Source organism: Paenibacillus cymbidii (genome assembly GCF_004764705.1).
GTDB lineage: Bacteria > Bacillota > Bacilli > Paenibacillales > NBRC-103111 > Paenibacillus_AN > Paenibacillus_AN cymbidii.
The window spans coordinates 22,585-46,675 of sequence record NZ_SHLX01000023.1 but is presented as its reverse complement, the minus strand read 5'-3'; the positions used below and the strand labels follow the sequence as shown (position 1 = coordinate 46,675).

General features: G+C 57.1%; 10 protein-coding genes. 2 read left to right on the top strand and 8 right to left on the bottom strand.

The window, feature by feature from the left end; all coding sequences use genetic code 11:
* Positions 1 to 78: 78 nt before the first annotated feature.
* The gene (locus tag EXY20_RS26430; protein WP_135555139.1) at positions 79 to 7,971 is read right to left on the bottom strand and encodes a hemoblobin-interacting domain-containing protein; all 7,893 of its coding nucleotides are present in this window, start codon (positions 7,969 to 7,971) and stop codon (positions 79 to 81) included.
* Between the two features lie 317 nt (positions 7,972 to 8,288).
* Complete coding sequence (locus EXY20_RS26425; protein WP_135555138.1) at positions 8,289 to 9,323, bottom strand: zinc-dependent alcohol dehydrogenase; 1,035 nt, start codon at positions 9,321 to 9,323, stop codon at positions 8,289 to 8,291.
* Positions 9,324 to 9,437: 114 nt separating this feature from the next.
* On the opposite strand from EXY20_RS26425, the gene EXY20_RS26420 reads away from it, so the two are divergent.
* The gene (locus tag EXY20_RS26420) at positions 9,438 to 10,352 is read left to right on the top strand and encodes an AraC family transcriptional regulator (RefSeq protein ID WP_135555137.1); all 915 of its coding nucleotides are present in this window, start codon (positions 9,438 to 9,440) and stop codon (positions 10,350 to 10,352) included.
* A gap of 129 nt (positions 10,353 to 10,481) precedes the next feature.
* Positions 10,482 to 12,671, top strand: coding sequence for a DUF4838 domain-containing protein (locus EXY20_RS26415; RefSeq protein WP_135555136.1), 2,190 nt, complete (start codon positions 10,482 to 10,484; stop codon positions 12,669 to 12,671).
* Positions 12,672 to 12,751: 80 nt separating this feature from the next.
* Here EXY20_RS26415 and EXY20_RS26410 read toward each other — a convergent pair whose 3' ends face one another.
* The 6 genes from EXY20_RS26410 to EXY20_RS26385 form a co-directional block, all read right to left on the bottom strand.
* The gene (locus EXY20_RS26410; protein ID WP_167859543.1) at positions 12,752 to 13,978 is read right to left on the bottom strand and encodes a GNAT family N-acetyltransferase; all 1,227 of its coding nucleotides are present in this window, start codon (positions 13,976 to 13,978) and stop codon (positions 12,752 to 12,754) included.
* A gap of 22 nt (positions 13,979 to 14,000) precedes the next feature.
* Positions 14,001 to 16,019 carry an alginate lyase family protein gene (locus EXY20_RS26405; protein ID WP_167859542.1) on the bottom strand — a complete coding sequence of 673 codons (2,019 nt, stop codon included), beginning with the start codon at positions 16,017 to 16,019 and terminating at the stop codon, positions 14,001 to 14,003.
* Positions 16,020 to 16,101: 82 nt separating this feature from the next.
* Complete coding sequence (locus EXY20_RS26400) at positions 16,102 to 17,673, bottom strand: type 2 periplasmic-binding domain-containing protein (RefSeq protein ID WP_135555133.1); 1,572 nt, start codon at positions 17,671 to 17,673, stop codon at positions 16,102 to 16,104.
* Between the two features lie 70 nt (positions 17,674 to 17,743).
* Positions 17,744 to 18,427 (bottom strand): carbohydrate ABC transporter permease, encoded by a 684-nt coding sequence (locus EXY20_RS26395; RefSeq protein WP_328592597.1) that lies wholly within the window; start codon positions 18,425 to 18,427, stop codon positions 17,744 to 17,746.
* A gap of 196 nt (positions 18,428 to 18,623) precedes the next feature.
* The gene (locus EXY20_RS26390) at positions 18,624 to 19,481 is read right to left on the bottom strand and encodes an ABC transporter permease (RefSeq protein ID WP_235886211.1); all 858 of its coding nucleotides are present in this window, start codon (positions 19,479 to 19,481) and stop codon (positions 18,624 to 18,626) included.
* A 574-nt stretch (positions 19,482 to 20,055) separates the two neighbouring features.
* A complete protein-coding gene (locus EXY20_RS26385; RefSeq protein WP_167859541.1) occupies positions 20,056 to 23,856 on the bottom strand; it encodes a polysaccharide lyase family 8 super-sandwich domain-containing protein in 3,801 nt (1,266 codons plus the stop codon).
* Positions 23,857 to 24,091 lie beyond the last annotated feature (235 nt).

The following is a 24,091-nucleotide window of genomic DNA, read 5'->3' as shown; positions in this document are numbered from 1 at the left end:
CCGGTGCAAGAAATCCCGTCCCCCCATCGGGCGGTACGGGATTTTGCTTGTCCGGTCGGCTGCGATGCCGCCGCCTCGTTACGGTCTAAAGATTACGATAGCGCTCACGCCGATGTCCTGCGCCTTCTGGAGATGGTGGCTTGCGATGTCCAGCCCGAACGTAATTTTGCCGGGAAGCAGCTCCTTGCTCACCTCGCCGCTTGCGCCGATCTTTCCGATCGTACGCCAGTTCAAAGCGTAATAGGTAGCGGTTCCTCCTCTCATCGGATCATTATTGTCGTCGATCGTCCGCACCATCACATTCACTGTGCGGAACGGCACGCTCGCGCTCGTCGAGGTGTTGATCGTCATTTGACTGGCAGTCCCCTCGTACTGCATGCCGAACGTGTACGTGCCGGGCAACAGTTCCTTGACGATCTTCCCGTTCGCGCCGGTCGTTCCCAGACCGCGCCAGCTGCCGGCGTAATATTGGGCCGTTCCCCCGCTCAGCGGTGCCAATTGGCTGCTGGTCAGCGTCACTTCCACCTTTACGGTAGCAAATACGACATCCGGGACCGTGGCGGTGTTCTGAGCCTTCTGCATATAAGTCCCCTCGTACGTCATGCCGTACGTGTAGTTGCCGGGCAGCAGTTCCCTGCTTGCCGTTCCATCCAGTCCGATGGTTCCGAATGATCGCCAGCTGCCGGCGTAATAAGTCGCTGCTCCTCCGCTCAGCGGATTCCCCCCGCTGTCGACCAACCTGACGGTTACATTCGTCGTTTGAAAATCGATTCGATTGGAGGCGGCAGTATGCTGTGTTTGTTGCGCATACGTCCCTTCGTACGAAATGCCGAAGGTGTAATTCCGGTCCGGCAAGAAGCGGTGCGCGACACCGTCGGCATCGGTAATGCCGAAGCTGCGCCAGCTGCCGTCATAATACGTCACCGTTGCGCCGCTGAGCGGTTGCCCGGTGCTGTCCCTGAGCCGAATGGCGACCTCCGACCCCACCAGAACGAAATTTGACGAATGCGAAGACTCTACATTGCCGGCCATGTCCACCGAACGGTAAAGGACCGCGTAGGTTCCTTGCCGTTCGAACACAACGGGACCGCTGTACGGCTTCCACGTCGCGCCCTGGTCCAGACTGTATTCCGTAAGGAGCACCCCCGAATCCGCGTCGGCGGCTTGCAGCGTGAGCGTCACCGGGCTCGCGTAGCCACCGTTGGGGCTGTCAGGTTGACTCGGCGAGAGGCTGGCCGTCGTAACCGGCGGCGTGAGATCGGGAGCCCCGTATACCGTTTGCGTTACCGAACCGACGGCATACCCTGCCGCGTCGATCTCGATTTGGTACGCCCTTGCTTCCGGGAAACGCGTACCCGGGAATTGCAGCTTGCCCGGCATCGTATATACGTCGCCGGTCACCGTAAGACCGTCCAGGCGTATGCTCGTGATGGCAGCTCGCCAATCGGCATTGTCGGTAAATGTAATCTCCATCGGCTGCCCGATCGTATTGTCCGCAGCATCCGCGGCAAGTGCGGGAGCCGCCGGAATCCACACGTTCACTTCGTCAACGCTGACTGTAGCGCTCGCTGACGATCCGGTCGTAATGAAGATGGAATCGATATAAGCCACATTATAATTGGTCATGGGAATTTGCGATGCGATCAGGATATCGTTAAAATAGACATCCTGTTTCTGCGTAACCGTATTGACGGCCACCTTCAGCTTGTTCCATACATTTGGCGTGTATTTGGGCGCAATCGTCGTAAGTACGCTGCCGTCATAGCTCATGATCGCATTATTGCGGAAATACAACCTTGTTCCGTACTGCGTACCTCCTTGCAGGTGCATCTCCAACACGATGCTGTTGCTGCCAGGCGCATACACCGACGCTTCGGCCACGACATACGTCGCGCGCGGAACCGATTTGCGCACGGATACCGATTGCGTGCCGGACAGATCCGAGAGCTTCAAACTATGCGCACCGCTCGATGCCACCGTATCCGATACACGAGCCGTTGAACCCGATCCGTCTGTCGGGGTGGTGACAAGATAGCCCCCGGGCGCGGCATTTGCCGCATCTCCTTCGAAATCGTCATGGATGACCGAGGCAACCGGGATGTCGTCCAGATGAAGGACGGCCGTCGCAGCCCCGATTGCAGCGGCTTGGCCTCTGGAGAGCTCCGCCAACGACACCGGCGTCACTTCGAACTGCAGATATTGGCCGCCCAGCGAGGCCGGGATGGCGAACGCTTGCGACACGGCGCCGGGAATCGCATGAAACGGACCCAAAGGGGACTCCCCTGCGAGCCAACGAAATTCGGTTGCGCCTTCCGAATCTCCGTTGATATCCTTGTACGTATACGTGCCAGTCACCGTCTGCCCCGTCCGGAGGAAACCGGCGATGCGCAGGTTGGCGGCTTCCGGCGCAGCAGGAGCCGCTATGATCAATTGAGAGATCGTGCTATCCACATACCCTGCAGATTTGATCGCGATCTGATAGACCCCGGTCGTTGCAAATGAATGACCGGCAATCGTCAGCATGCCGCTCGCAATCGTATAATCGCCGGTCAGAACCGGCTGCCCGTTCATGGTCACCGCATAGATCGCCTCTTGCCAGGCCGGATTGGACTGAAACGTAAGCTGAATCGGTTCTCCGGGATAGTTCTCGCTGCTGTCGCTTGTCAGTAAAGGGGTCGTGAAGGATGCCCTTATCATCTGTCTGACTTGCGTGCCTTGATACCCGTAAGCCGAAACGACGATCGAATACGTCTTTACTTCCGGGAACAGCGTATAGGAAAGCGTTATTTTGCCGGTTGTCACCGAGTACTTGGCGCCATCTACCGTCCGTCCGTCCACTTCGATGCTCGTGATGCGGCTTCTCCAGACGGGTTCGTCGGAGAAAGTCAGCTCGATCGGCTGTCCGTATACCGGGGACGATGAATCGGCTGTCAGTTCAGGCGCAGGACCGATACCCAGCATCGGCTGTTGTGCAGAAACGTCGGCGTATCCCGAAGCGAAGATCAGGATTTCATACGTCTTCACGTCCGGGAAAACAGTGGCCTCAAGGTGCAAATGGTCCGTCGCAACCTCGTATTCATCCGCGTGTAGCTTGCGGCCGTCCACCAGTACGTCTGTAATGGCGGCATTCCAGGCCGGATCGTTGACGAAGGCGATATCAACGGGTTCTCCGACAACATTGTCCGTTATATCCGCGGCGAGATCCGGAGCCGGTAATGGGACAAGTTCGATCTTGTGGCGGCCGGTGCCCGGAATCGTGAAGTCGATGCTTCCGGACACCGCCGTCGAGTCGACCGCTGCCCCGTCCACTTTCGCTTGGAACGAAGCGTTGATCGTCGGGTGATAGATCGTCAGGTGCGTACCCGCCTCATAGGTCAACACGGAGCCTTCAAGCTTGTGAAGTACCAGGTCGACATTGCGATTGGAGTGAAACCCGACCGTATCGTTCAGGGTCATGAGCTGCTTGCCGTTCTTGGCGAAATAGGAGTCGATTCGATCGCCTTCGTTTCTTACAAACACCAACCTTGCGTCCGACGTAACGCCATAGACGGTTCGGGTAGCGGAAGCGCCTTGCGAGAACACAATATCGCTGTTGTTAACGACGACCGCTCCGTTCGCCGCGTCGTCCGTAAAGGACGGAGCTCCCTGCGAGGCTTTCCATGGATAAAGCACGGTCAAGAAGCGGTTGCTGCCCGTCGTGAGCGGGGTCGCCCGCAGATACCGCGCTTCCCGGTTATCCGGCGTCCCCTGGGAAAATTCTTCGAACGGGTTGCCGCTCGCGTCCCTGGCCTCCTCCGCGCTGAGCAGAACCGACGGCGCGGCAATGTGGGCCTGAAGCTGAACCGGCTCTCCATCGATCCAACTCGCGGTCTTCCATCTGGCATCCTGTCCTGACAGGGTCAGATCCCGGGAAAAGCCGTGGAGATACCAATCGATCGGATAACTGCTCGACGCTGCGGTTACATCGTCCGACAGGATGGCATAACCGGGATGGTGAGCGTCCGGCTTAATGAACAACAGCGTCCGATGCAAGGCGCCGTAAGGCGCGAAAGGCGCGACGACGCTCGCTTCCGCATAGTCCAGCCCCGGATCGGTCAAATAAGCGGCAATTCCTTCGGCAGGCGTATTGACATTTTGGGTAACTCCGTTAATTTTCACCCCATTAAAAGCCTTGCCGTCCCGCGAATACGAGTGGTACGGATCGACACCCGACCCGGCATAACCGGGGCTGTGGATCACATAGGAACCGTAAGCCCACATGTCAATGGAGCCCTGGTCCGGCCGATCGTGGGAGCTTCCCCCGATGTAAGGCCTCGAGTTAAGGCTGATGTACAGATCCTCGTCTTCTACGCCGCTGCGGAAGTAGGCGAGTCCTCCTCCCTCGTCGACGGCGCTGGAACGGTCCGGAGCGAGCGCCGGAATTTCGGCGTAATACCGGAAGTAAGGCGCCCAGAGCTGCGTGCTCGGAGGACGGGAGCTCATTCTCAAATCATCGAAATAAATGCCTTCCGTCGTTCCCGCCACGCTCGTCTCCAGCGCCAATTCGTTTATCCACGGCTGCGGTCCCGAGATCAGCGGCACCTGATCGGCGACTTTTTGCCCGTTCAAATAGACATCGATCTTGCCCGCTGGGGCATCCACATCAAACCTCAGCTGGTTCCAGCTGCCCGGATTAAAGGCGGCCAGGCTGCTACCCCCTCCAATGTCCATATGCAACTGGCCGTCCTCCCGCAGATAGACGGCAGACGCTACCGTATTCCCGTTCAGCAGCGACAGGGAAAGCGCATTGTTGATCGGCACGAATACGCGGATGTCGATACGGTCCTCCTGGACCGAGGAGAACGACTTGACTACCCGGACGTTTCCTTCCGTATCCTGATCCAGAATGCGGACGCTATTGTCCGGGCTGGCGGAGCGAATGCCGGACACATCGACCGCATATATAGAAGCGGTCGCGGTCACCTGATATCCTGGCGGCAAAGAACCGGTCGACAAACTGTCGTAACTGTCGTTTATCTCGTAGTTCGCATCCTGCGAATGCTCCATCAGTTTGCCGTAAATCCACATCAATTGCTGCTGGACGACAGGATCGTCATGTTCGATGACGTTGGCCGCCAGCCAGTATGCGCCGTCCTGGTAGGCCCCCGTCCGGAAGCGGGCATCCCCGAACAGAGGGAACAACCCGATCGGCGTCGTTTTCTCCGCCCAGTATCCAAGCGCTTTCTGATAGTTCGCATGATGAAATAAATCGGCGTATCCCACATTGCGCAAGGCGGACATCCCGTCGGACAAGTACCTCATCGCATAAGAATTGTAGCCTTCTCCCTCATTATAGGCGCCGTCGCCCTTGATATGCAGCGCAAGCGCACGCTCCATGTTCGTCTTGGCCTTCTCCATGAAAGCGGTATCGCCTATGGCTGCGCCCGTCGTTGCCAGGCCGCCGGCCATCACTTCGATGAAATTGTTGATCTTGCTGTCGATGACGTTGTAGAGCTGCAGCGTATGCGTCCTGAGGTTGGTCGCGTACGTCGTCCGTTCGGCCGGGGTCAACTCCCCGTACATCATGTCGTAGGCGACGGCATAAGCCTGCGCGCCGTAAGAAATGTAGAGGTCGCTGCCGTAAGCGGCCGGCGTGCAGTTCGGCAGATCGTTCAAGTACTCGATCAGCTTGGCGTAGTACGTGCCCTTCCCGTTCCCGTATTCCTCCAAAGCGTACATGAGCGACAAGGCCAGAACGCGAGAACCGCGATCTTTTACCGGAATGGAGGAGACCGGTTTGTCCAGCAAGGAATCGGCAAACGTGCGTTGCCGGGCGTACCAATCCTTCCATGGCCCGCTTGTCTTCTTGGCCCGCAGATCTTCAATCTCACTCGCGAAAAACATAACCGACGGATGCAGGGAAGCAGAGGCAGCCATTGTCGCAGCATGCACCGATCCGACGATATCCCCTTCTTGATGCGGAGCGTTGACAGCGGCCACTTTATAGTAGTAGTCCGTGGCGGGCTGCAACATAAAGTCCTGGTAGCGGGTCGCCGAAGTTCGCTTGACGAGCGTACTGGCGTCCGGCGTGAACGTGGTACTTGAGCCTCGATAAATATTGTAGTATAAGGCCCCGTCCGTCTTCTCCCACGTCAGGATCGTTTTGTTCGAACTTGCCGCAGCAGCCTGAACAGACGTCACTGCCGGCAGGGAATAGATGCTTTGGCGCACCCAGGTTGGATCGAATCCGGATGCGTACACCAGGACCTGGTAGCTGCCCGGCTGCGGGAATACGGTACTGTCGAAGAGCAGTCGTCCCGTCGTTAACGAGTAATGCCCGGGCGAAACGACCGTCCCGTTCACCTTCACGGCGCCAATCGCGCTCCTCCAGTCCGGGTCGTCGGAGAAGCTCAACTCGATCGGCTCGCCAATGACCGGATTGCTCTGGTCGGCCACCAAGGCAGGCGGCTCGTCATGGGTGGAGACGACAGCCTGATCGACGGCGATATCGGCATAGGCCGCAGCGCTGGCGACAATGTGATACGTCCGGGCGCTCAGAAACAAATCTTCCGACAACCGCAAGTTGCCGTTGTCCAGGATGTACAGGGCAGGCGGTACAGCTTGCCCATTCACGCTAACCCCGGTGAATGCGCTCCGCCAAGCCGCATCGTCGGTAAAAGCGAGGTCGATCGGCTCGCCCGGCTGATTGTTGTCCGAGTCGGTCAGAAGAATGGGCGGGGCCAGAAGCACGGTTTGCACAATGGCCGCATCCATGTAGCCGACGGCGTGAATCGAAATGGCGTAGGACTTCGACAGCGTGAAGGCCGATGGCTCGATGTGAACGACACCGGGGCTGATCGTGTAATCCGTCCCCGCCAATGTTTGGCCGTCCACTTTCACCGAAGCTATTGCGGCGCGCCAAGCCGCGTCATCGGTAAACGCGAGTTCGATCGCTTGACCGACAACCGCATGGGTTGAATCCGGCTGAAGCGCCGGAGCCGCGGGAGGATTCAGGATCGTCTGCACCGCACGCGCATGAAAATACCCGTCCGCAGCGGCAAGGATCTCGTAGCTGCCCGCCGTCGGAAAAAGACTTCCGTCCAAATGGAGGTTGCCTGCGCTCAGCGTGTACATGCCTGACGCGACAGGTTGTCCATTGACCAGAACCCCGGTGACCGCGCCGCGCCAAGTCGCCGAATCGGCAAAGGCCAGATCCAATCCGGTGTTCGTGACATTGGCAGTGGTGTCGGGCGACAGCGCCGGCGTCGTCTGCGAGACGGTACGCGCCCGGACATCGTCGAGGTAGGTGCTGGATGTACTGCTGGAACCGGTCTGGAAACCGATAGTATCAAGCGTGGATACGGTCGTATGCGAGAAAGGCGTATTGTCGCTGACCAGCTTGCCGTCCAGATAGATGCGGAACGTGCGCACACCCGTGGCGGCATCCGCCTCCAGGCGAAGATTGTACCAGCGCTGGGGCTGAATGGTGACGCCGCTAACAGGGTAAGTGACCCCGTCCGCGCCGTTCAAATATTTCAGTTGCCCCCCCGACACATACACGCGGACCCGATAGGAGGTGTTGGTGTAAATCAGCATCTCGAGCGAGCTGGCGGAGTTCTCCAGATACAGGTTCGCCTCGGCGATCGCTTTGTAGGTGGAGGAGGACGAATACTTCTTCATCACCCGGACCGTCTGCCCGTTCACAGGATCGTCCAGCTTGAGGCTCTTCGAGCCGCTTGCGCTGTGGGCGCCGGAAATCCATGAGGAAGTCCCGGCCCCCGCTGTCACTGTATAATCCGCAAGCGAAGCATCGGCGCTTTCGGCGAAGCTGTCAAAATTGTCATTGATCGGGCCCGGCGTGTACGCGGCCTCGGCCGGTCTTGCGTAACAAGCCCCGGCCAAAGCCAGGCCAATCAACAAAACCATGATTTTCTTCCAGCTGCCGCAGCGCTGCATCATCAGCACGTTCCATGTTGCCGCATATGGCTGCACGACCGTTCACCTCCTGCTTCCATGCACACTGAATTCCTCATGTCCATTCTCCTTCCTTTCGTGGATTCGGCGCGGGAAACCTGCGCTCACAGCCATCTTAGCCAATCCTCTCCCCGCAGCAAAAGGCGCATATTTTCGGAAAACGCATCATTTTAGGGAAGCAAGGCCAACGCCTAAAAATGGTTTATTCTCTGAAAAAAAGAGCATGGCGCCGCGCCCGATCGGCATATGAAAAAACGCCAAGCCGATAATGATTGGCTTGGCGTTTCGTAACAGCTGACGGTCCGGTCATGCCGGTTTCTTATTCCTGCCTCGGGTCACTTCCCGGCCTCGCAGTCGATCATGACGTGAATCGTGTCCCCCTTATGTTCGTTGCGCAGCTCGAAGGCGCGGGCTACCTCGGCGAGCGGCACGATGTGCGTAATCATTTCCTTCGTGTTCACAAGCCCGTCCATCACAAGCCGCAAGCCTTCGTCGAAGAAACGACGGTTGTCGATGTCCCGCTTGGGCTCCGTCGAATAAATGTCGAGCCGCTTCTTGTGGATTTTGAAAAAATCGACCGGCTTGCGGCATGTGCCGATACAGCCGTACATGACGATTCGTCCGTTCTGGGCCGCGGCGTTAACCGCATCGACCATGCCGTCCCCTTCCAGCAGGCAAGGAATGACCACGTCAAAGCCGTCCGGAAAATCGTTGCCGACGATATCCATCGTGTTTGCGTGCTTGTGCGGTATTTTGTACGTGTGGGTGGCGCCGTATTTTCTCGCCAGCGCCAGCTTCTCGTCGAACAGGTCGGTAACGACCAGATTGCGCGGGCTGAACAAGCTGATTACCTGCGTCATCACGAGGCCGCTTACGCCTTGGCCGAGGATGAGCACGTTTTTGTTCGGCGCGATGTCGCCGAGCTCCGCCGCATGCAGTATGCCCGGCAGCACCTCGATCAGCGAGCCCTCGATCAGCGGCAGCCCCTTCGGCAGCACCTTGACGGAAAACGGGCTGCAACAGACGTACTCCGCAAACGCGCCCCACACGTAGCGGAGCGCGACATGATCGCCCTCCTGAATGCCGATCACGTTGGCGCCTGCCTTATCGACAACGCCGGCCACCTCGTGGCCGAGCCGGGTCGGATACGTGACGAATTCCGGCTCCCGGGCGCCGCGGAAAACCTCCACATCGCTGCCGCAAATGCCGACCCATTTAACCTTAATACGGATTTCGTCCGCCCCCGGCTCGGGGATTAACGCCCGCTTGACCGTAATTTCCCCCACGTTTTCCACTACCGCGCACATTTGCGTGCCCGGGCCGTCATACGCGACCAATTCCATGGGAGGAACCGTCATTTTGCGCACCATCGCCCAACATCCTCTCCTTTCGTTTGTTACTGCTATCATATGAAATCCAAGGGCTTCCATCTATGCCCGGAATGTATTAAGATTTAACCAAAACTCATATGTTGGAGGTGCCCCATGAGCAGCGACATCCGGGACGAACAGATCAAGCTGTTGTGGACCGCCCGTGTGGACTACGCGGCACATAGCGAAGTCGAATCGCACGCACACAACGATTTTTGCCAGCTGATCGTCGTGCTGGAGGGCGAAGGCCACTTGCAAACCGATGGCGCCCGTTATGTGATGAAACCCGGGGATTGCTACCTGTTTTACGAAGGAGCAAGACACGGCCTGGTTTTCGAACAGAAGAGCATTACGCTCGATTACAAATTTGTCGTTTTTTGCGAACCGCTGAAGCGCCTTTTATCCGGATTGCCGTGCCGGCTCGGCTACAACGCCGACCAGCTGGCCGCCCTGAAACGCTGCTTCCGCCTGTCCCATCAGCATAAACGGTCGCCCGAAGGGCTGCTGCCGCTGCAAATCGACGCGCTCTTCAAAACGACCTTGCTCGATCTGCAATGGCGGCAGAAGAAACAGACGAGCGGCGACAGCGCCGTGTTCACGGATCGCCACGAGCCGTTCGAAATGGCGGACTACCTCCGCGAACATTACAGCGAGGCGGTGTCACTGATCCAACTCGCCGAAACGTTCCGGTTTCACCCGCATTATGTCATCGATTTGTTCCGCAAGCATACCGGGGCGACGCCGAATCAATATTTGCAGCAGGTGCGCCTCGAAAAAGCGCGCGAGCTTCTCGAGTTTACCAAGCTGCCGGTCACGGAAATCGCCGGTAAGGTCGGATGGTCGCTGCCCTATTTCTCCAGGCTGTTTCACGCCAAAGAAGGGATGTCCGCGCTCGCTTACCGCGAGAACGTATGCAGCGCGGTCGGTGAGGATTTGACGCTCGACCGCCACTTTGAAAACAAGTGGCGGATCGTCAGCTCGCGCCACGGCTCTCTTCCGGCCTCAGACGAAAAACGGCGAATGCTCTGAAAAAAGGAGTATGTCCCCCCCATCAAGCCTGCACAGGTTCAATAAAATGGTTCATCCCTCCTGCCGGCGATTTCGGTTATCGTAGAAGAGGGGCAATCTTCATTCCTATTGCACGAGGAGGTAAACGCAGTGACCGCATTTGCAGAAACGCCGATTGTCGTGAACAAGGGCCGATTCGCTACCGTCCCGGAGGCCGCTTTCGCCGAGCGGGAAGTCGACTGGTCCGACGAGTCCAACCCCGACGCCGCCGCCTGTACGGCGTGCTTCGCCGCCGTCGAGCTGCGCCGGCATTTATGCCGACTGACGGGAGCGGATGCTCTCGACGAACGGCATTTCCCGTTCCTGGATATGGACAGCCCGGTCCCGGAGGAAGCAACAGATCGCATCCTCGTAGGCGGACCCGCGCACAATACACGCACGCGCCGGCTGTTTGAGCTGCATCGTCTCGATCGCCGCGAGGAGTGGACCCAGTTGCCCGGGGAGGGGTACTGGGTCCTGACGCTTGAGGAGGAAGGCCGCCGCAGCTTGCTGCTTGCCGGCACATGCCGGGTGGGCACCCTGTACGCCGTCTACGCCTTTCTGGAGACGCTCGGCTTCCGTTGGTTCGGTCTGGGCGACATAGGGGCCGTGAACCCGCCGGTGGCGCCGTTCGTCGTCCCGCCCCGCGACTTCGCCGACTTTCCCCGCTTCCGGACCCGCGGGATTTACAGCGAACACATCGACGATTCCTCGGAGGAATTGACCGATTGGTTAGGCCGCAACCGGATCAACTTCGCCTTCCTGGACCGCGTGCATGAGCCGCACAAACTGAAAAAACGCGGAGTACGGATTTGTGCCGGCGGGCACAACATCCTGTCCCGGTATTTGAACCCGCATCGGCCGTACCCTTACCCGTTGGCGGAGGACCCTTATTCCGTCAGCCCGGAATACCGGAGCGGCATGGAAGGCGACGGCATCCCGACCTATTTCGAAGCGCATCCGGAATGGTTCGGTCTCGTCGACGGAAAGCGCAGCGACAATGTAGGCGAAGGCGAAGAGGAAGGCTGCGGGGACAATTACTGCACGACTAACGAAGACGCCACAACCGAGCTGTGCAAAAACGTCGTGCAGGACTTGATTGACGGCGAATGGAAGCATGTGGATTACGTCAATTTCTGGATGCTCGACAACGGAAGGTGGTGCTCTTGCGAGCTATGCGAAGCGGCCGGCAACTACTCCTACAAAATGATTCTGGTCGCGAACCGGCTGCGGCAAACGATTCGGCAAGCGCTGCAGCAAGGAGCCTTGAAACGCGATATCAAGATTTTGTTTCCCGTCTATCACGAGACGCTGCCGCCGCCGGACAGGCCGCTCCCGGACGACTACGATTACGCGAACTGCTACCCGACTTATTTCCCGATCGAGCGTTGTTATGTCCATTTCCTGGAGGACGAAGCCTGCACCGAAACGAACGCCGATTTGATGCGCACCTACCGGCCGTGGACAACCGCTCCCGATCGGCACTATACCGGTGAGCTGTTCATCGGCGAATATTACAATGTCGGCTCGTTCGCGGCCAGCCCCGTGCCGTTTATGACGATCATGAAGCACGAGATCCCGTTTTACTACAAGACCGGCATTCGACACTTTCACTACATGCACATGACGGACCGGCGGTGGGGGACCACGGCGTTGACCAACTACCAGTTGTACCGTCTGCTATGGAATCCCGAATCGGATTCGGAACCGCTTCTCGCCGATTATTTTTCGCTTTCCTACAAAGAGCTGGCAACAGAGATGCGGCACTTTTACGAGACGCTTGAGACGGCCATGCGCAACGCCAAATTCCTCAAGCACTATCAGTACTTGGGCGACCAACGCCTCTCCCTCGCGGGCCTTCTGGTGCGGGACGCCGAACAGTTGTTTCCGCTCCGGCATATGCAATACGATACGGTTCTTGACGATCCGAACGCAGGCATCAGTCTGGTGCAAACCGTCGAACTGCTCGCCCGCTGCCGCCGACAGATCGACAGCGCCCTCATGGCCGCTCGCGACGAGGCGGTAGTACGGAGATTGCTCGAGGACGAGATGCGGTTCTCCTATCTGGAGGATATGGTCCACTTCCTCTACAATATGGCCCGTACCAACCTGTTCCGCTGGAGCGGGCGCGAGCAGCAAGCGAAGCGCGCTTTCGCCAGAGCCCGTGCGTATGCGGAGAAGCTGGAGCGCAATCAGGAGGCGACGAAGCCCTCCGGTCGGTTCGACCTGTACAACAACGGGCTGAAGGCAAGCTGGGCCGAACCGGCCTACCGGCGCTACTTCGAACAATACGGCGAATGACCGGCGATCGGGAGGAATGGGGGAAATAGGCTCCAAATCGAAAAAGCGCAACCACTGGGGTTGCGCTTTTTCGCTGAATTTCAAATATAGTCCAGATGGTGATACACCCAATCGGCCTGGGGAATCGCCCGGGCCACGCGGCCCAGGATTGCCTCCGTGCCGTCGCAAACCGTCACGGAGCCTTCCTTCACCCGCGCCTGCAGATCCAGCCGCCCAAGCAGAAAGCGCGTCAGCATCTCCTCCTTCATCTCCAGCGTGACCGTCCGCTCCGGGAAGTCTCCCCCCTCCAGCAGCGTCAACTCTTGCTTGGGCGTCCACACCTTCAACCGGATGTCCGGCAGCCGGAGTCGCTCCCTCCAGATGCGGCCTGCCAGCGCCCCCGGATCGTGCAGCCGAGCCATCATTTGCGACGACCTCGGCCGCGCCTGATACCCGAGTTCCTGCAGAAGAGCCGCGTACGGGTGAGCGGCCGAGATTTGGAGATGGAACGCCGTCCATCCTTTCCATTCGCCCAAACCCGCTACTGCGTCAAGCACAAGCCTCGCCCGATCCGTACAGCCGGCTTCGGAGGCCATTTCGTGCAGCTTGAGCGGTCCCCTCTCGCCCTCTCTGGGCTCCTTGCCCACAATGGCGTAAGCGGTCAGACGCCCCTGTTCCCGGAGCTGCACGAAATAAAACTCGGTCGGCCGCGCGACATAAATCGTCGAACCGAACGCGCGGGACCAATAGCCCGGCGATCGGGCCGGAAAGCCGCCATATGACCCGTACGTCGCCTCGAACAGCTCCAGCAGCCGTTCTTGCTGCGCCACGACGCTCTGTACGCCTTCATCGATCGTGACGCCGGGAGGCAGGGCGAACGAACCCGGGCTCCGGTCCGTTCCGAACGCTTGAACATAAGTACGAATGTACATGAGATCGGAGTGTCCCGTTTGGGTATAAAACCGGTAACCCGCGCTTCGCTCGTCGCCCCGGTACAGAAACATCGCATCGGCTTTCCCTTTCAGGAACGTTGCGGCCGCTTCGATCATCATCGCTCCCACGCCTTGCCCCCGATAAGCTTCCAGCGTGCCGACGGAATTCTCGAAGGCGGCTTTAATACGGACGCCCGGCATAAGCTGGATATCGCGCAAATAGAGCGGGATGAAGCCTATCGCCTCTTCCCCCTGCATCGCAATGGCAGCGGTCTTCTCCTCGCCGCGAGACCAGTCCGGCGGCGCAATGGGCGGGAATATGCCGTTCCTGACCGTCAAGCCCCGTTCCAGTTCGTCCGGATGCATTTCCCTTGCGATAATCGATGGACTCCCCATGGCGGTTCCTCTCCCCTTCCGTTTAGTCCCGGCGGATGCTGATGGCGGACCCCACCGATATTTCATAGGATACGCCGTTCAGATCAACATGAATCTCGGCCGTCTCCGCCTCGATCCGGCAATGGCGAATTTCCGTGCGACTCGTTTGTCCCGCTTGCTCCGGAATGAGCAGGGTCAGCACGTTCATCGGCAGGTCGCCTTTCATCCAGTACCGCAACGTCTTCGAAGGCTTCTTCGTCCCGTAACGTTCCGAGATCCAGTCGTCCAACAGCTCGGCCTTGACTGTACGGTTCGCGAACGGGATCACGCGCAAATTGGGCCGGCCCTTATCTACCGTTCGGGCCTCCAGCGTGGCCGGATCGAGGGAAACGGCGGTGCTGTCGAGATGCCAGTATTGTTCGATATCGCGGTTCCCCGTACCGGTAATCCGGTCAATGACCGCGTACCAGTTTCCCTCCACCATAAGCAGCTGCCGCCGATGGCTGACCTGTCCGCCCAGCCGGTGGTAACCGTCATGCTCCGCATCGACGAAAGCGTCCGTCTCCGTCGTCATCCATCTGTTCAAACGGAATGCCGGCGTTTCTTTGAACTGCATGCGGGTCAAGTACTCGGCCTGGTCCGCTCCGTCTACGACGATCGTATTGTGGCCCGCGGTCCCTTTTACATATCGCCGGTCCGTACATTCGTTGTACGTGTATTTTCCCGCCTCCCCCAGCAAAGGCCGGCCGTACGCGTACAGATCGATGCTCAGCAAATCCGCATGCGGATGTCCGTAAACGAAGGGACCGCAGCGCAGGAGCGCATAACGGGCCGCTTCGTCCCATCCGCTCTGCAGGCAATAGTACCCGCCGCTTGCGAACGCCTTGGAAGCCGGTCCCGGCGAGATCCGCGTCTCCCGGAAGTTCGCTTCGGCCAACCGGCCGAGCGTGTCCGGGCCCAAATGCCACGCCAACCATTCATCCGGCGCCGCATGCTCCATCAGGTCCTCCAGGCCGAACAGCTCATAACCGAGCGACCAGGCTTGCCGACGCGAATATTCGCTGTAGACCTCCCCGTCTCCGAACGGACTGCATTGGCCGTTCGGGCGGTATCCGTATTTGGCGAATTCGAACATGCTTTTCAGTTTGGCTTTATACTCGGGGCTGAAGCGATAGCCGTTCTTTTCGGCCAGCACCATCGGTACCGCAAACCAGAACACGACCTTCATGTGGTAGTCGGGAATCGCCTCGATATGGATGCCGTCGTCATACAATTGCAGCCGGATGCACTGCTCCAGCGTCCGGATCGCCGTCTGGCGCCATTCCGCCGCACGATCGAATTCGGGAAACATGACCGCCGCATGCAGCAGCCCTTCCATCTCCATGATCGTATGGTTGTGATCGAGCCGGGCGATATGGCGGGAGACATAGTCGGCATGATCGTAGAGGCTGTTCAGGAAACGCACGTGCAGCTCCGGCGTCCAGTGGGGAGAATCCTGAAACGCCACATAAGCCCACACCCAATGCTTCATCCGCAAAGCGGCTTCGAGCGGCCTCCAGGCCGAATAATCGGCCACCTTGTCCATATCCTCTTCCGCATTCGGCCACCGGACCAGCCATTCGTCGATCTGTTGCGCGAACTTGGCGGCAAAGGCCTCATCGTCCGTATACCAGTAGGTTTTGGCCAGATCGATCAGCCAGTACATCCGTTGGAGATGAAAATAGCTCTCCCGATCGACAAACGGGATGGAGCCATAGTCGATTCGTTCGCCGAATGGCCAGTATGGGCGATCTTGCGGAGTGCCGTCCAGCTTGAAACAGTTCTCAAGCGCCATCCGGCCCGAGAGGAGCACTTGCTCCACCTGGTCGGGACAGCAGGTGCGGCATAGTTGAACGAGCCTCTGCCGCTTCTCCCTTCCGAAGAAAAAAACAGGCCGTTCCCGTGCCCGGTAATGGTTCAACAACGCCGCTTCCGATTCGCTCCAACGCTCCGCCGCCGTCCCCGTGCCCGGCAGGTTGCCGCCCAACGCCAACCGCGCGCGCAGTCGATCCAATTGTTGCACTTCCATCTCTCCCATCATATCGTTCGCCTGTAGCGGCATTGCCAGGCGGACAGGACGGCGACTCGTCCTGTCCGCCCGAAACTTACTTCAAGGTGACTTTTTCACTGCGGTCGTATGCGGTTTTATATAGCGTCAGAAGCTTGTCCAGACCCAGCTTCTTCTGTTCCGCTACATACTGGTCCCATTCTGACAGAGGTCTTTCGCCCAAGATGAACTTCGCCACATTTTCATTCCGGTGTTTATCTACCGCTGCTCCTGTCGTCGACACCGTCTCGTCCTCGCTGCTGGAGAAGGCCGGCAACGCTTTATAAGTAGAGTCGTATTTGGGCGCGTCGGCAAAGGCGGCCTGCAATTCCTTGGAGGACAACGCCAGGTGAGCGTCATAGTCGATCCACGTATACGTCCCGTATGTGGCAAGGCCCGTCTTTTTCCGCAAATCGGTCACGTCGACGATATCGGCCTTCATTTTTTTCTTGCCGTTCTCCACCGTAAAGGTTTCGCCTTCCTTGCCCCAGCTGGCCATCTGTTTGCCGTCTTCGGAATAGAAATAATCGATAAACTTCATGATGTCGCCAATCTGCTTGGACTTGAAAGAGACGACAAACCCGCCTGTCACAACCTGCGTATAGGCATTTTGCTGTTTGCCGCCCGGCCCGCCGGCAGGTGGAGCCATGAAGGCTATGTTATATTGGGGGTTGTCCTTGCGCATCGCCAAGTTAAAAAAGTCGATCCGACCAATGTAATCGATCGTAATGAAGGACTTGCCGGCAGCCATCATGTCCTGCCATTGCTTCGTCTCAAGCGTCAGGAAATCCGGCGGGATCAGGCCTTCCTTGTAGAACTTGTTCAGATACTCGATCATTGTCTTGAATGCCGGCTCGGTCGGGCCGTAGCGAACATCCTTCTTGTCTTTGTCGTAGAAGAAGTTGTTATGCGTTCCGAAGTTGGCCGAGATGTAGTTCAACACTTGCAGCCGATCCCCGCCGATTCGGAAAACCAGCGGATAGCTGTCCGGATATTGTTCTTTCAGCTTTTTCGCTGTCTGGTACAATTCCTCATAATTCGCGGGGATCTTCAAATTGTTTTTCTTGAAAATGTCCTCCCGATACATCCAGATGGTTCGATTCGTTTCGCCGAAGCCCTGGTTGGGGAATTGATACAGCTTGCCGTCTGCCGCCAGTTGGGCCCGTGTAATATCCGGGTACTTCTCCATCCATTTGACAAAGTTCGGCATATCCTTCTTATAGTCCAAAATATTTACGAATGCGCCCTGCTGGCCAAATTTGTTGGCTTGCGCCAGTTCCTTCACGATCACAAGATCGGGGATTTCCCCGGAAGCGACGGCCAAATTGACAGCTTCGTCCATCTTGCCCGGAGGAGTGCTAACATTCAGCTTGGCGCCCGTTTTCTCTTCGATCCACTTCCAAGCCGGCCAATCGGCGCTGTATGGCCAACTGGGATTGGATTCCGTAAGCAAGGAAAAGGTGTGTTTGGTTGGCGGCGCGCTGGCCGTCGGGGAAGCGCCGGATGCCGATGGGCTTGCGCTGGTTGGATTGCCGCTCGGCCCGCTGCTGGTGCTTTTGCCTGACGTGCATCCGCTCGCAAGAGACAGACCCAGCGACATAGCCAGCAGGAGTAGTGCGTTTTTCTTCATATTCTCACCTCGTGATTGAATTGGTTTCCTCACGGCGCCGCTGGCGCCGTAATCAATTGCTCGTTCCCCGTCAGCCCTTGACGGCGCCGATCAGAGCCCCCTTGACGAAATACTTTTGCAAAAACGGATAGATGCACAAAATCGGTATTGTCGCTACCATGATGACAGTATACTTCAGCGCTTCGTCTACAACTACTTGATCACCCCCTACGCTATTCGCATCGCCAAACGCGCTTGAGCCTGCAAGCACAATACTGCGCAGAACAACCTGCAGCGGGAATAATTGCGGGTCAGTCAGGTACAGGAACGGAAGGTAGAAATTATTCCATAGCGCCACCGCGTAATACAAGCCGATTGTCGCCAACGCCGCCTGCGATAAAGGGAGTACGATTCTCCAAAAAACGCCAAAATCATTCAAGCCGTCCATCCTTCCCGACTCTTCCAGCTCGGCAGGAATACTATAAAAGAAGGAGCGCATCACCAGAAGATTGAACGTACTGACGGCGCTTGGCAGCACCATCGCCCAAATCGTGTTCATCAGCTCCATACTCTTCACGACCAGAAACGTCGGAATCATCCCGCCGCTGAAGAACATCGTGACGATAATGAGAATCGTGAAGCTTCTGTGAAACACCAGATGCTTCTTGGACAAGGCATAAGCTCCCATGCCGGTCACCGCCAGCGACAGCAGCGTGCCGATCACGGTATACAGGATCGTATTGCCGTACGCCCGGACAATTAAAGAATCGCTCAAGACCAGCCTGTACACATCCAGATTAAAGCCCTTGGGATAAAACGTAATTTCGTTACGCAAAATGAAGATGTCCCTGCTTAGCGAAACGGCCAGCATATATACAAAAGGGTACAAGGTAGCAAGGGCAACGCCTGATAACAGAATCACGTTCAAGAATGCAAACCAGCTTATCCGTCGTTTTATCACCAGTTGTCACCTACCATAGGCTGTTTTCGGAAAATTTGCGGCTCAAGTAGTTCGCGGAGAGCAGGAAAACAAGACTGACCACGCCCGTCATCAAATCTATGGCAGTCGCATAGCTGAAATTGGAGCTGGTAAGGCCCACCCGGTAAACATAAGTGCTGATGATATCGGACGTCCCGTACGTAGCCGGATTGGACAGCAAATATACTTTTTCGAAACCGATTTCGAGCACTTTCCCCACATTCAGGATTAAAACGATCATGACAGCGGGCATAATTCCCGGAAGGGTAACATGGACAAGCTTGCGGGCGCGATTCGCGCCGTCGATATCGGCGGCCTCGTACAGCACCGGATCAATGGCCGTAAGCGCAGCCAGAAATATAATCGTCTCCCACCCGAAGTGCTGCCATATATCGGAGGCCACATAAATCGTGCGGAACCAGCCCGGATCAACCAAAAAATTAACCGCCGGGATCCCCAGCGAAGCGAGTATCCGGTTCACCAGCCCGCTGCTGGGCGACAGGAAGAGCACCACCATGCTTGCCACGACGACATTGGAAATAAAGTGCGGCAAGTAGCTCGCCGTCTGAACAAACCGCTTGAAGGCCGCATGCTTCAATTCATTCATGAACAGCGCAATCGCAACCGGTACGGGAAACCCGAACAACAGCTTGTAGGCGCCGAGCAGAATCGTGTTGCGAAGAATCGGCCAGAAGTCGGGATTCTGAAGAAACATATGGTAGTACCTGAATCCGACCCAATGACTTGCCCAGATGCCTCGATAAAGATTGTAATCTTTAAACGAGATGACAATTCCAAAAATCGGCAAATATTTGAACAACACATAGTACAATAAACAGGGCGAAACCATCAACAGCAGCACGCCGCTATTGCGCCACTTCTTCCCGAAAGCGGCTGTCCGGCCTTCCCCTTCTTTCGGACGATCGGTGGGGCTCGCCCTCTGCGGGGTCACTCCGGTTTGCATGTCTTATGCCTCCCATTCCATCTTTCTGCAGAAGGTGCGTTCGGAATCGCATCTGCTATGAGCCCCATTGTAGAGGCGTTCGCACAAAGACGATACGGACTTCTTTTCGAAACGTGGGCATTATTTCAGGAAAGATAAAAAAATGTCGATAAGCTTAAACACGGTTCACTGGTCATGTAACAGGAGGAAGGAAATCGCGCCGCGGCATTGAATCTGTCAATTACGAAGCAAGCAGTTCCATTGGGGAGGGTGGCGCATGCTTTACCATTTCAGCGAAGAACCCGGCATCGAACGGTTCGTCCCGCGGCCAGTCGAACGGTATCCACAGATGCTTCCGGTCGTCATTTTTCATGGGCTATTTTGGTTGCCCGGCTCCGATGGGTGAAAAAAATCGCCCTCCCCGGCATAGGATGCCGCGGGAGAGCGATGGTCCGCCTGAAGAGATGCTGCTGCAGGCGCTTCAGTTATAAATTTCGATTTCCGTAAATTGCATGCGATACAGATTTTGGTCGTACGGGTTGGCCCGCAGATTCGTGCCGTTGATCTTGACATACCGTGCGCTGGTACTCGGGAAAGCGAAACCTCGCGCGTAGTCCACGACTAACGGATAGCCGGTTTTGCTGACCACCGTCGTCCAGTTGACATTGTCCGCGGACACCTGAATCGTAAAGTCCACCGGCAGCCCATATCCTCTGTTGTCGCCGTCGTTGCGCTGGTACAAATTCACCCGGCTCACGTTTTGCACGGAACCGAGGTCAACCGTCACCCACTCCGTATGATTGGTGTTCCGATTGTCGTTGCTGCTCCACCCCATCGCTCCCGGAAGCGCCAGCGTCTGCCCGTCGACCGCTTTGCCGACGCCAAAGTTGGCGTTCTCGACGGAGCTGGAGGAGGTCACGGTTTTGCCCAGTGCCAGGTTCCCCGGATACACCTCGAATTCGGCGAATTGCATCCGGTACTGGTTCGCGTCATTCGGATTCGCCCGCAGACTTGTGCCGTTCACCTTGATGTATCTCGCGGCGGTACTCGGGAAAGAGAAGCTTTGCGCCACATCCCCCGGCATCGGATAGCCGGTTTGCGTCACCGCTGTCGTCCAGTTGATATTATCGGTTGACGTCTGAATCGTAAAATCGACCGGGAACCCATACCCCGTATTGACGCCATCGTTCCGCGGATGAAGATCCACCCGGCCCACGTCCTTGACAGCGCCCAAATCGACCGTTACCCACTCGGCGTGATTGGCGTACCGATTGTCATCGCTGGTCCATCCCATCGATCCCGTTACTGAAGATTGTTTCGCATCGACCGCTTTGGTCTTGCCCCAGGAAGTGCTCTCGTACGAGCTGGAGGCGGCAATGGTCTTGTTGTAGGCCAGGTTGACCGGAGCGTACACTTCAATTTCCGCCAGCTGCACCTTGTACTGATTGTTGTCGTAAAGCAAAGGCCTGATTTTCGTCGTATGGATTCTCACGTATTGCGCGTTGGCCGGAGCGAAGGTAAAGCTCTGGACCGAGCCGTCGGGCATCGGATATCCCGTTTGCGTTACCGCCGTCGTCCAGTTCACGTTGTCAGCTGACAACTGAATGGTGAAGTCTACCGGAAAGCCGTAGCCCGCCGCGTAATCGTTCTTCGGATACAGATCGACCCGGTCGATCGTTTTGCTGCTGCCAAGGTTCACCGTCACCCATTCCGTGTGATTCGTCGTTACGCTGCCCGCGCTGCTCCACCCCGCAGAGCTTGCTGTCGAGGAACGCGTGCCGTCGACGACTCTGGATTTGGTATAGTTGCCTTGTTCCACGGAACTGGAGGCGGTAACGGCTTTGTTCAGCGCGAGATTGTCGCCCGCCGGCGGCAGGGCCGGCAACGGCACCGGCGTTCCCGTCCGATTGAATTTGGCTTTGAACGACTGGCCGATGGCTCCGTTCACATTAACCGACAGCACGATCGTGGGGGAAAGCTGCTTGACGATTACCCCCGGATCGGCGGAAACGAGACTGGCCGCGGCGATATCCGCCTGGATATCGATATACCCGCCATTCTGCATCGTAGGATCGGATACGGAAATTTCAAACTCGTTTGCCGTCGTCCGGGTCATTACGGATGCCTTCTTGTTGCTGGTGATGATATCCACTTTCTTGATGATGTCGTTCCAGAAGTTGATGCCCATCACGCCCAGCGTATTTTCTTTTGCCGCCTGCGCATCGGTTGAATTTTCCACTACCGTAATGTCCGGGGTTGTCGCATAGGCGTCCACCTGCGCGCTGGACATTCCCGGAAGCAGGACGTAAGCGTATTGCCCGTTGGTCGGATTCGTGCCGTGATCGAACCACAGGTTCATGTAGTTGCGTGTCCGGTTTGTCGTATATTCGGGATCGCCCGCATAAAATTGGTTGATGCTCCACCACTGGTCCGTTCGCGACTCGCGCAAGCCCTTGATCGTGGCCGACCCGGGGAAATAATAGCCGATATCGGAACCTGCAACGTTCCCCGTCAGATGAATCCGGTTCACTCCCGCCATCGTTTCGCTCCAGCCAAGCGCCGTCGACTTGGCGACTCCATTGACGCGAAGCGCGTTGTTCCCGCTGCCGTTCAGCTTGCGGTTCTCGACAATGGTTTCCACTACCTTGTTGTCCGCGGACGTAATGCCGGCGCCCAAATTGACGATTTCGTCGTCAAACATGAACCATGATTTTTTCGCCGTGAGCGTGGCTCCGTTTGCGGTATACTGCATGCCCGTGGCCCCGTACAAGCCGGCGATTTCCGATCCTCCGACCCAACTGTTCGGATTTTTCGATTGAGCTGCCGCTGTCGTATTCTGATTGACCGTCGTGCCGGGCAAACGATAACTGTTTACCGTCGCCCAGAAGGAATCCTTGTACTGGCCCACGTCCGAATTATACAGATAGGTCATGCCGTCCCCGGTATGCCATCCCTTCAAATTCGACTTGTTGACCAGCTCATAATTGCCGACCCTGTCGGAGGACATGCTGATGCCGAAGGCGAAATCCGGTCTGAGGTGTACGGTTCTGGCCATATTCGGATACTGTTTGTTTGCGACAAGCGCCGCTCTCGGGGAGACGGAGGGATCGGTCACGATCGCTTTCGCTTGCACGATGGTGCTGATCGAGCTCAAATCCGCATACTTGGTAGGCGAGGTTGCCTCATTCATCCACTTTTTGACCATCGACTTGTAGGCTGTCCGATCGCCGGCCGAAGGCGCGGAATATGCCATCCTTACCACGGATGCGCCCAAATTGCCCATGGAGGTCAACCCTTTGTCGTCGCTGGCGTACCGGGAAATATCCCTTCCTCTTACCATATCCATCATCGAGTCGTTGTAAAAGAGCGGCTCGAAGGCACTGTACACCCACTCGTAAATATGGTTGATATCCGGGTCGGTAATATCCCAGGAGGAGCCTGCCACGATATACATCGACTTGGTCAACGTATCGATCATGCTGACCCCGTATCCTCCGTTATAAGCGATCAGCGCCGTATGCTGCAGAATGGAGCCGTCCCTGTATATCCCTTCGCCCGAGGCGACATAATCGAATACCGGACCAAGCTCGTCGATTCCATCGCTGATTTTGGCGCTGTTCTTGACAATAATGCCGCTGGCGATTTTGATGAAGCCGCCCCATGCGCGATTGGCTACGACAAGCCCGGATCCCACTTTCAGCGCCTGATGATCGATGACGGCGTGCCAATTGCCGATCTGCGTCGCGGTCAAATGGTCATAGATCAACGTCGTGGTGGTGTTGATGCTGAGCGGCATGCCGATCGTCCAATCGTACCAGTTGTCGTAGCCGCGATACGGCACGTCCTTGTTATACCGGTTGGTATGCATCCAATCCATGCCGCCGATGATATCCGCCAGCAAAGCGGCATTATTGTGCAGACCGGAGCCTCTCGTAGCGTAAGCAAGCGACATTTCCTCCAGCCGCTGATAGCTGCCGAGCGCATCCTTCGATATCGTAGTGGAGGCGAGGTCGCTCCACAGGTACGTTCTTCCCGAGCTTTTGTTCATCGAATTCCAGTTGGTCTGGGCTCTGGTCGTAATGACGGCGATTTTGCCGGCAATGTCAGGGTCCGCCGGATCGTAAGTCGGTCCGCCGGTCAGCATATCGTACATTTTGGCCCGCAGGTCGTCATAGGCATCTGCCGCTTGTGCGGGAGCCGTCGGCAGTGCCAGGATGGCAGCAAGCATGGCCGCAACCAATAAAAGCGCTTTCAAATAACGGAAATGGTTCCTCAATGTCATCTTGGCCCCTTTCATGGGCAATTGGATTTGTCCTTCCCTCAACAGTTTCCGGTTTCCCAACCCTTATGCCGACGACCAGAAGCGGGGAACATGCTGCGCACGAATGTCACCTCCTTGCTCTTTTACTTACCATCCAATGTACCCGGCTGCTCGCATCCGGCACAATATACATGATTTCGATCGGTTAACACGCTTGCGCGGCGCGGTTCTTCGGGCGGCGATATACCTTTTTTGG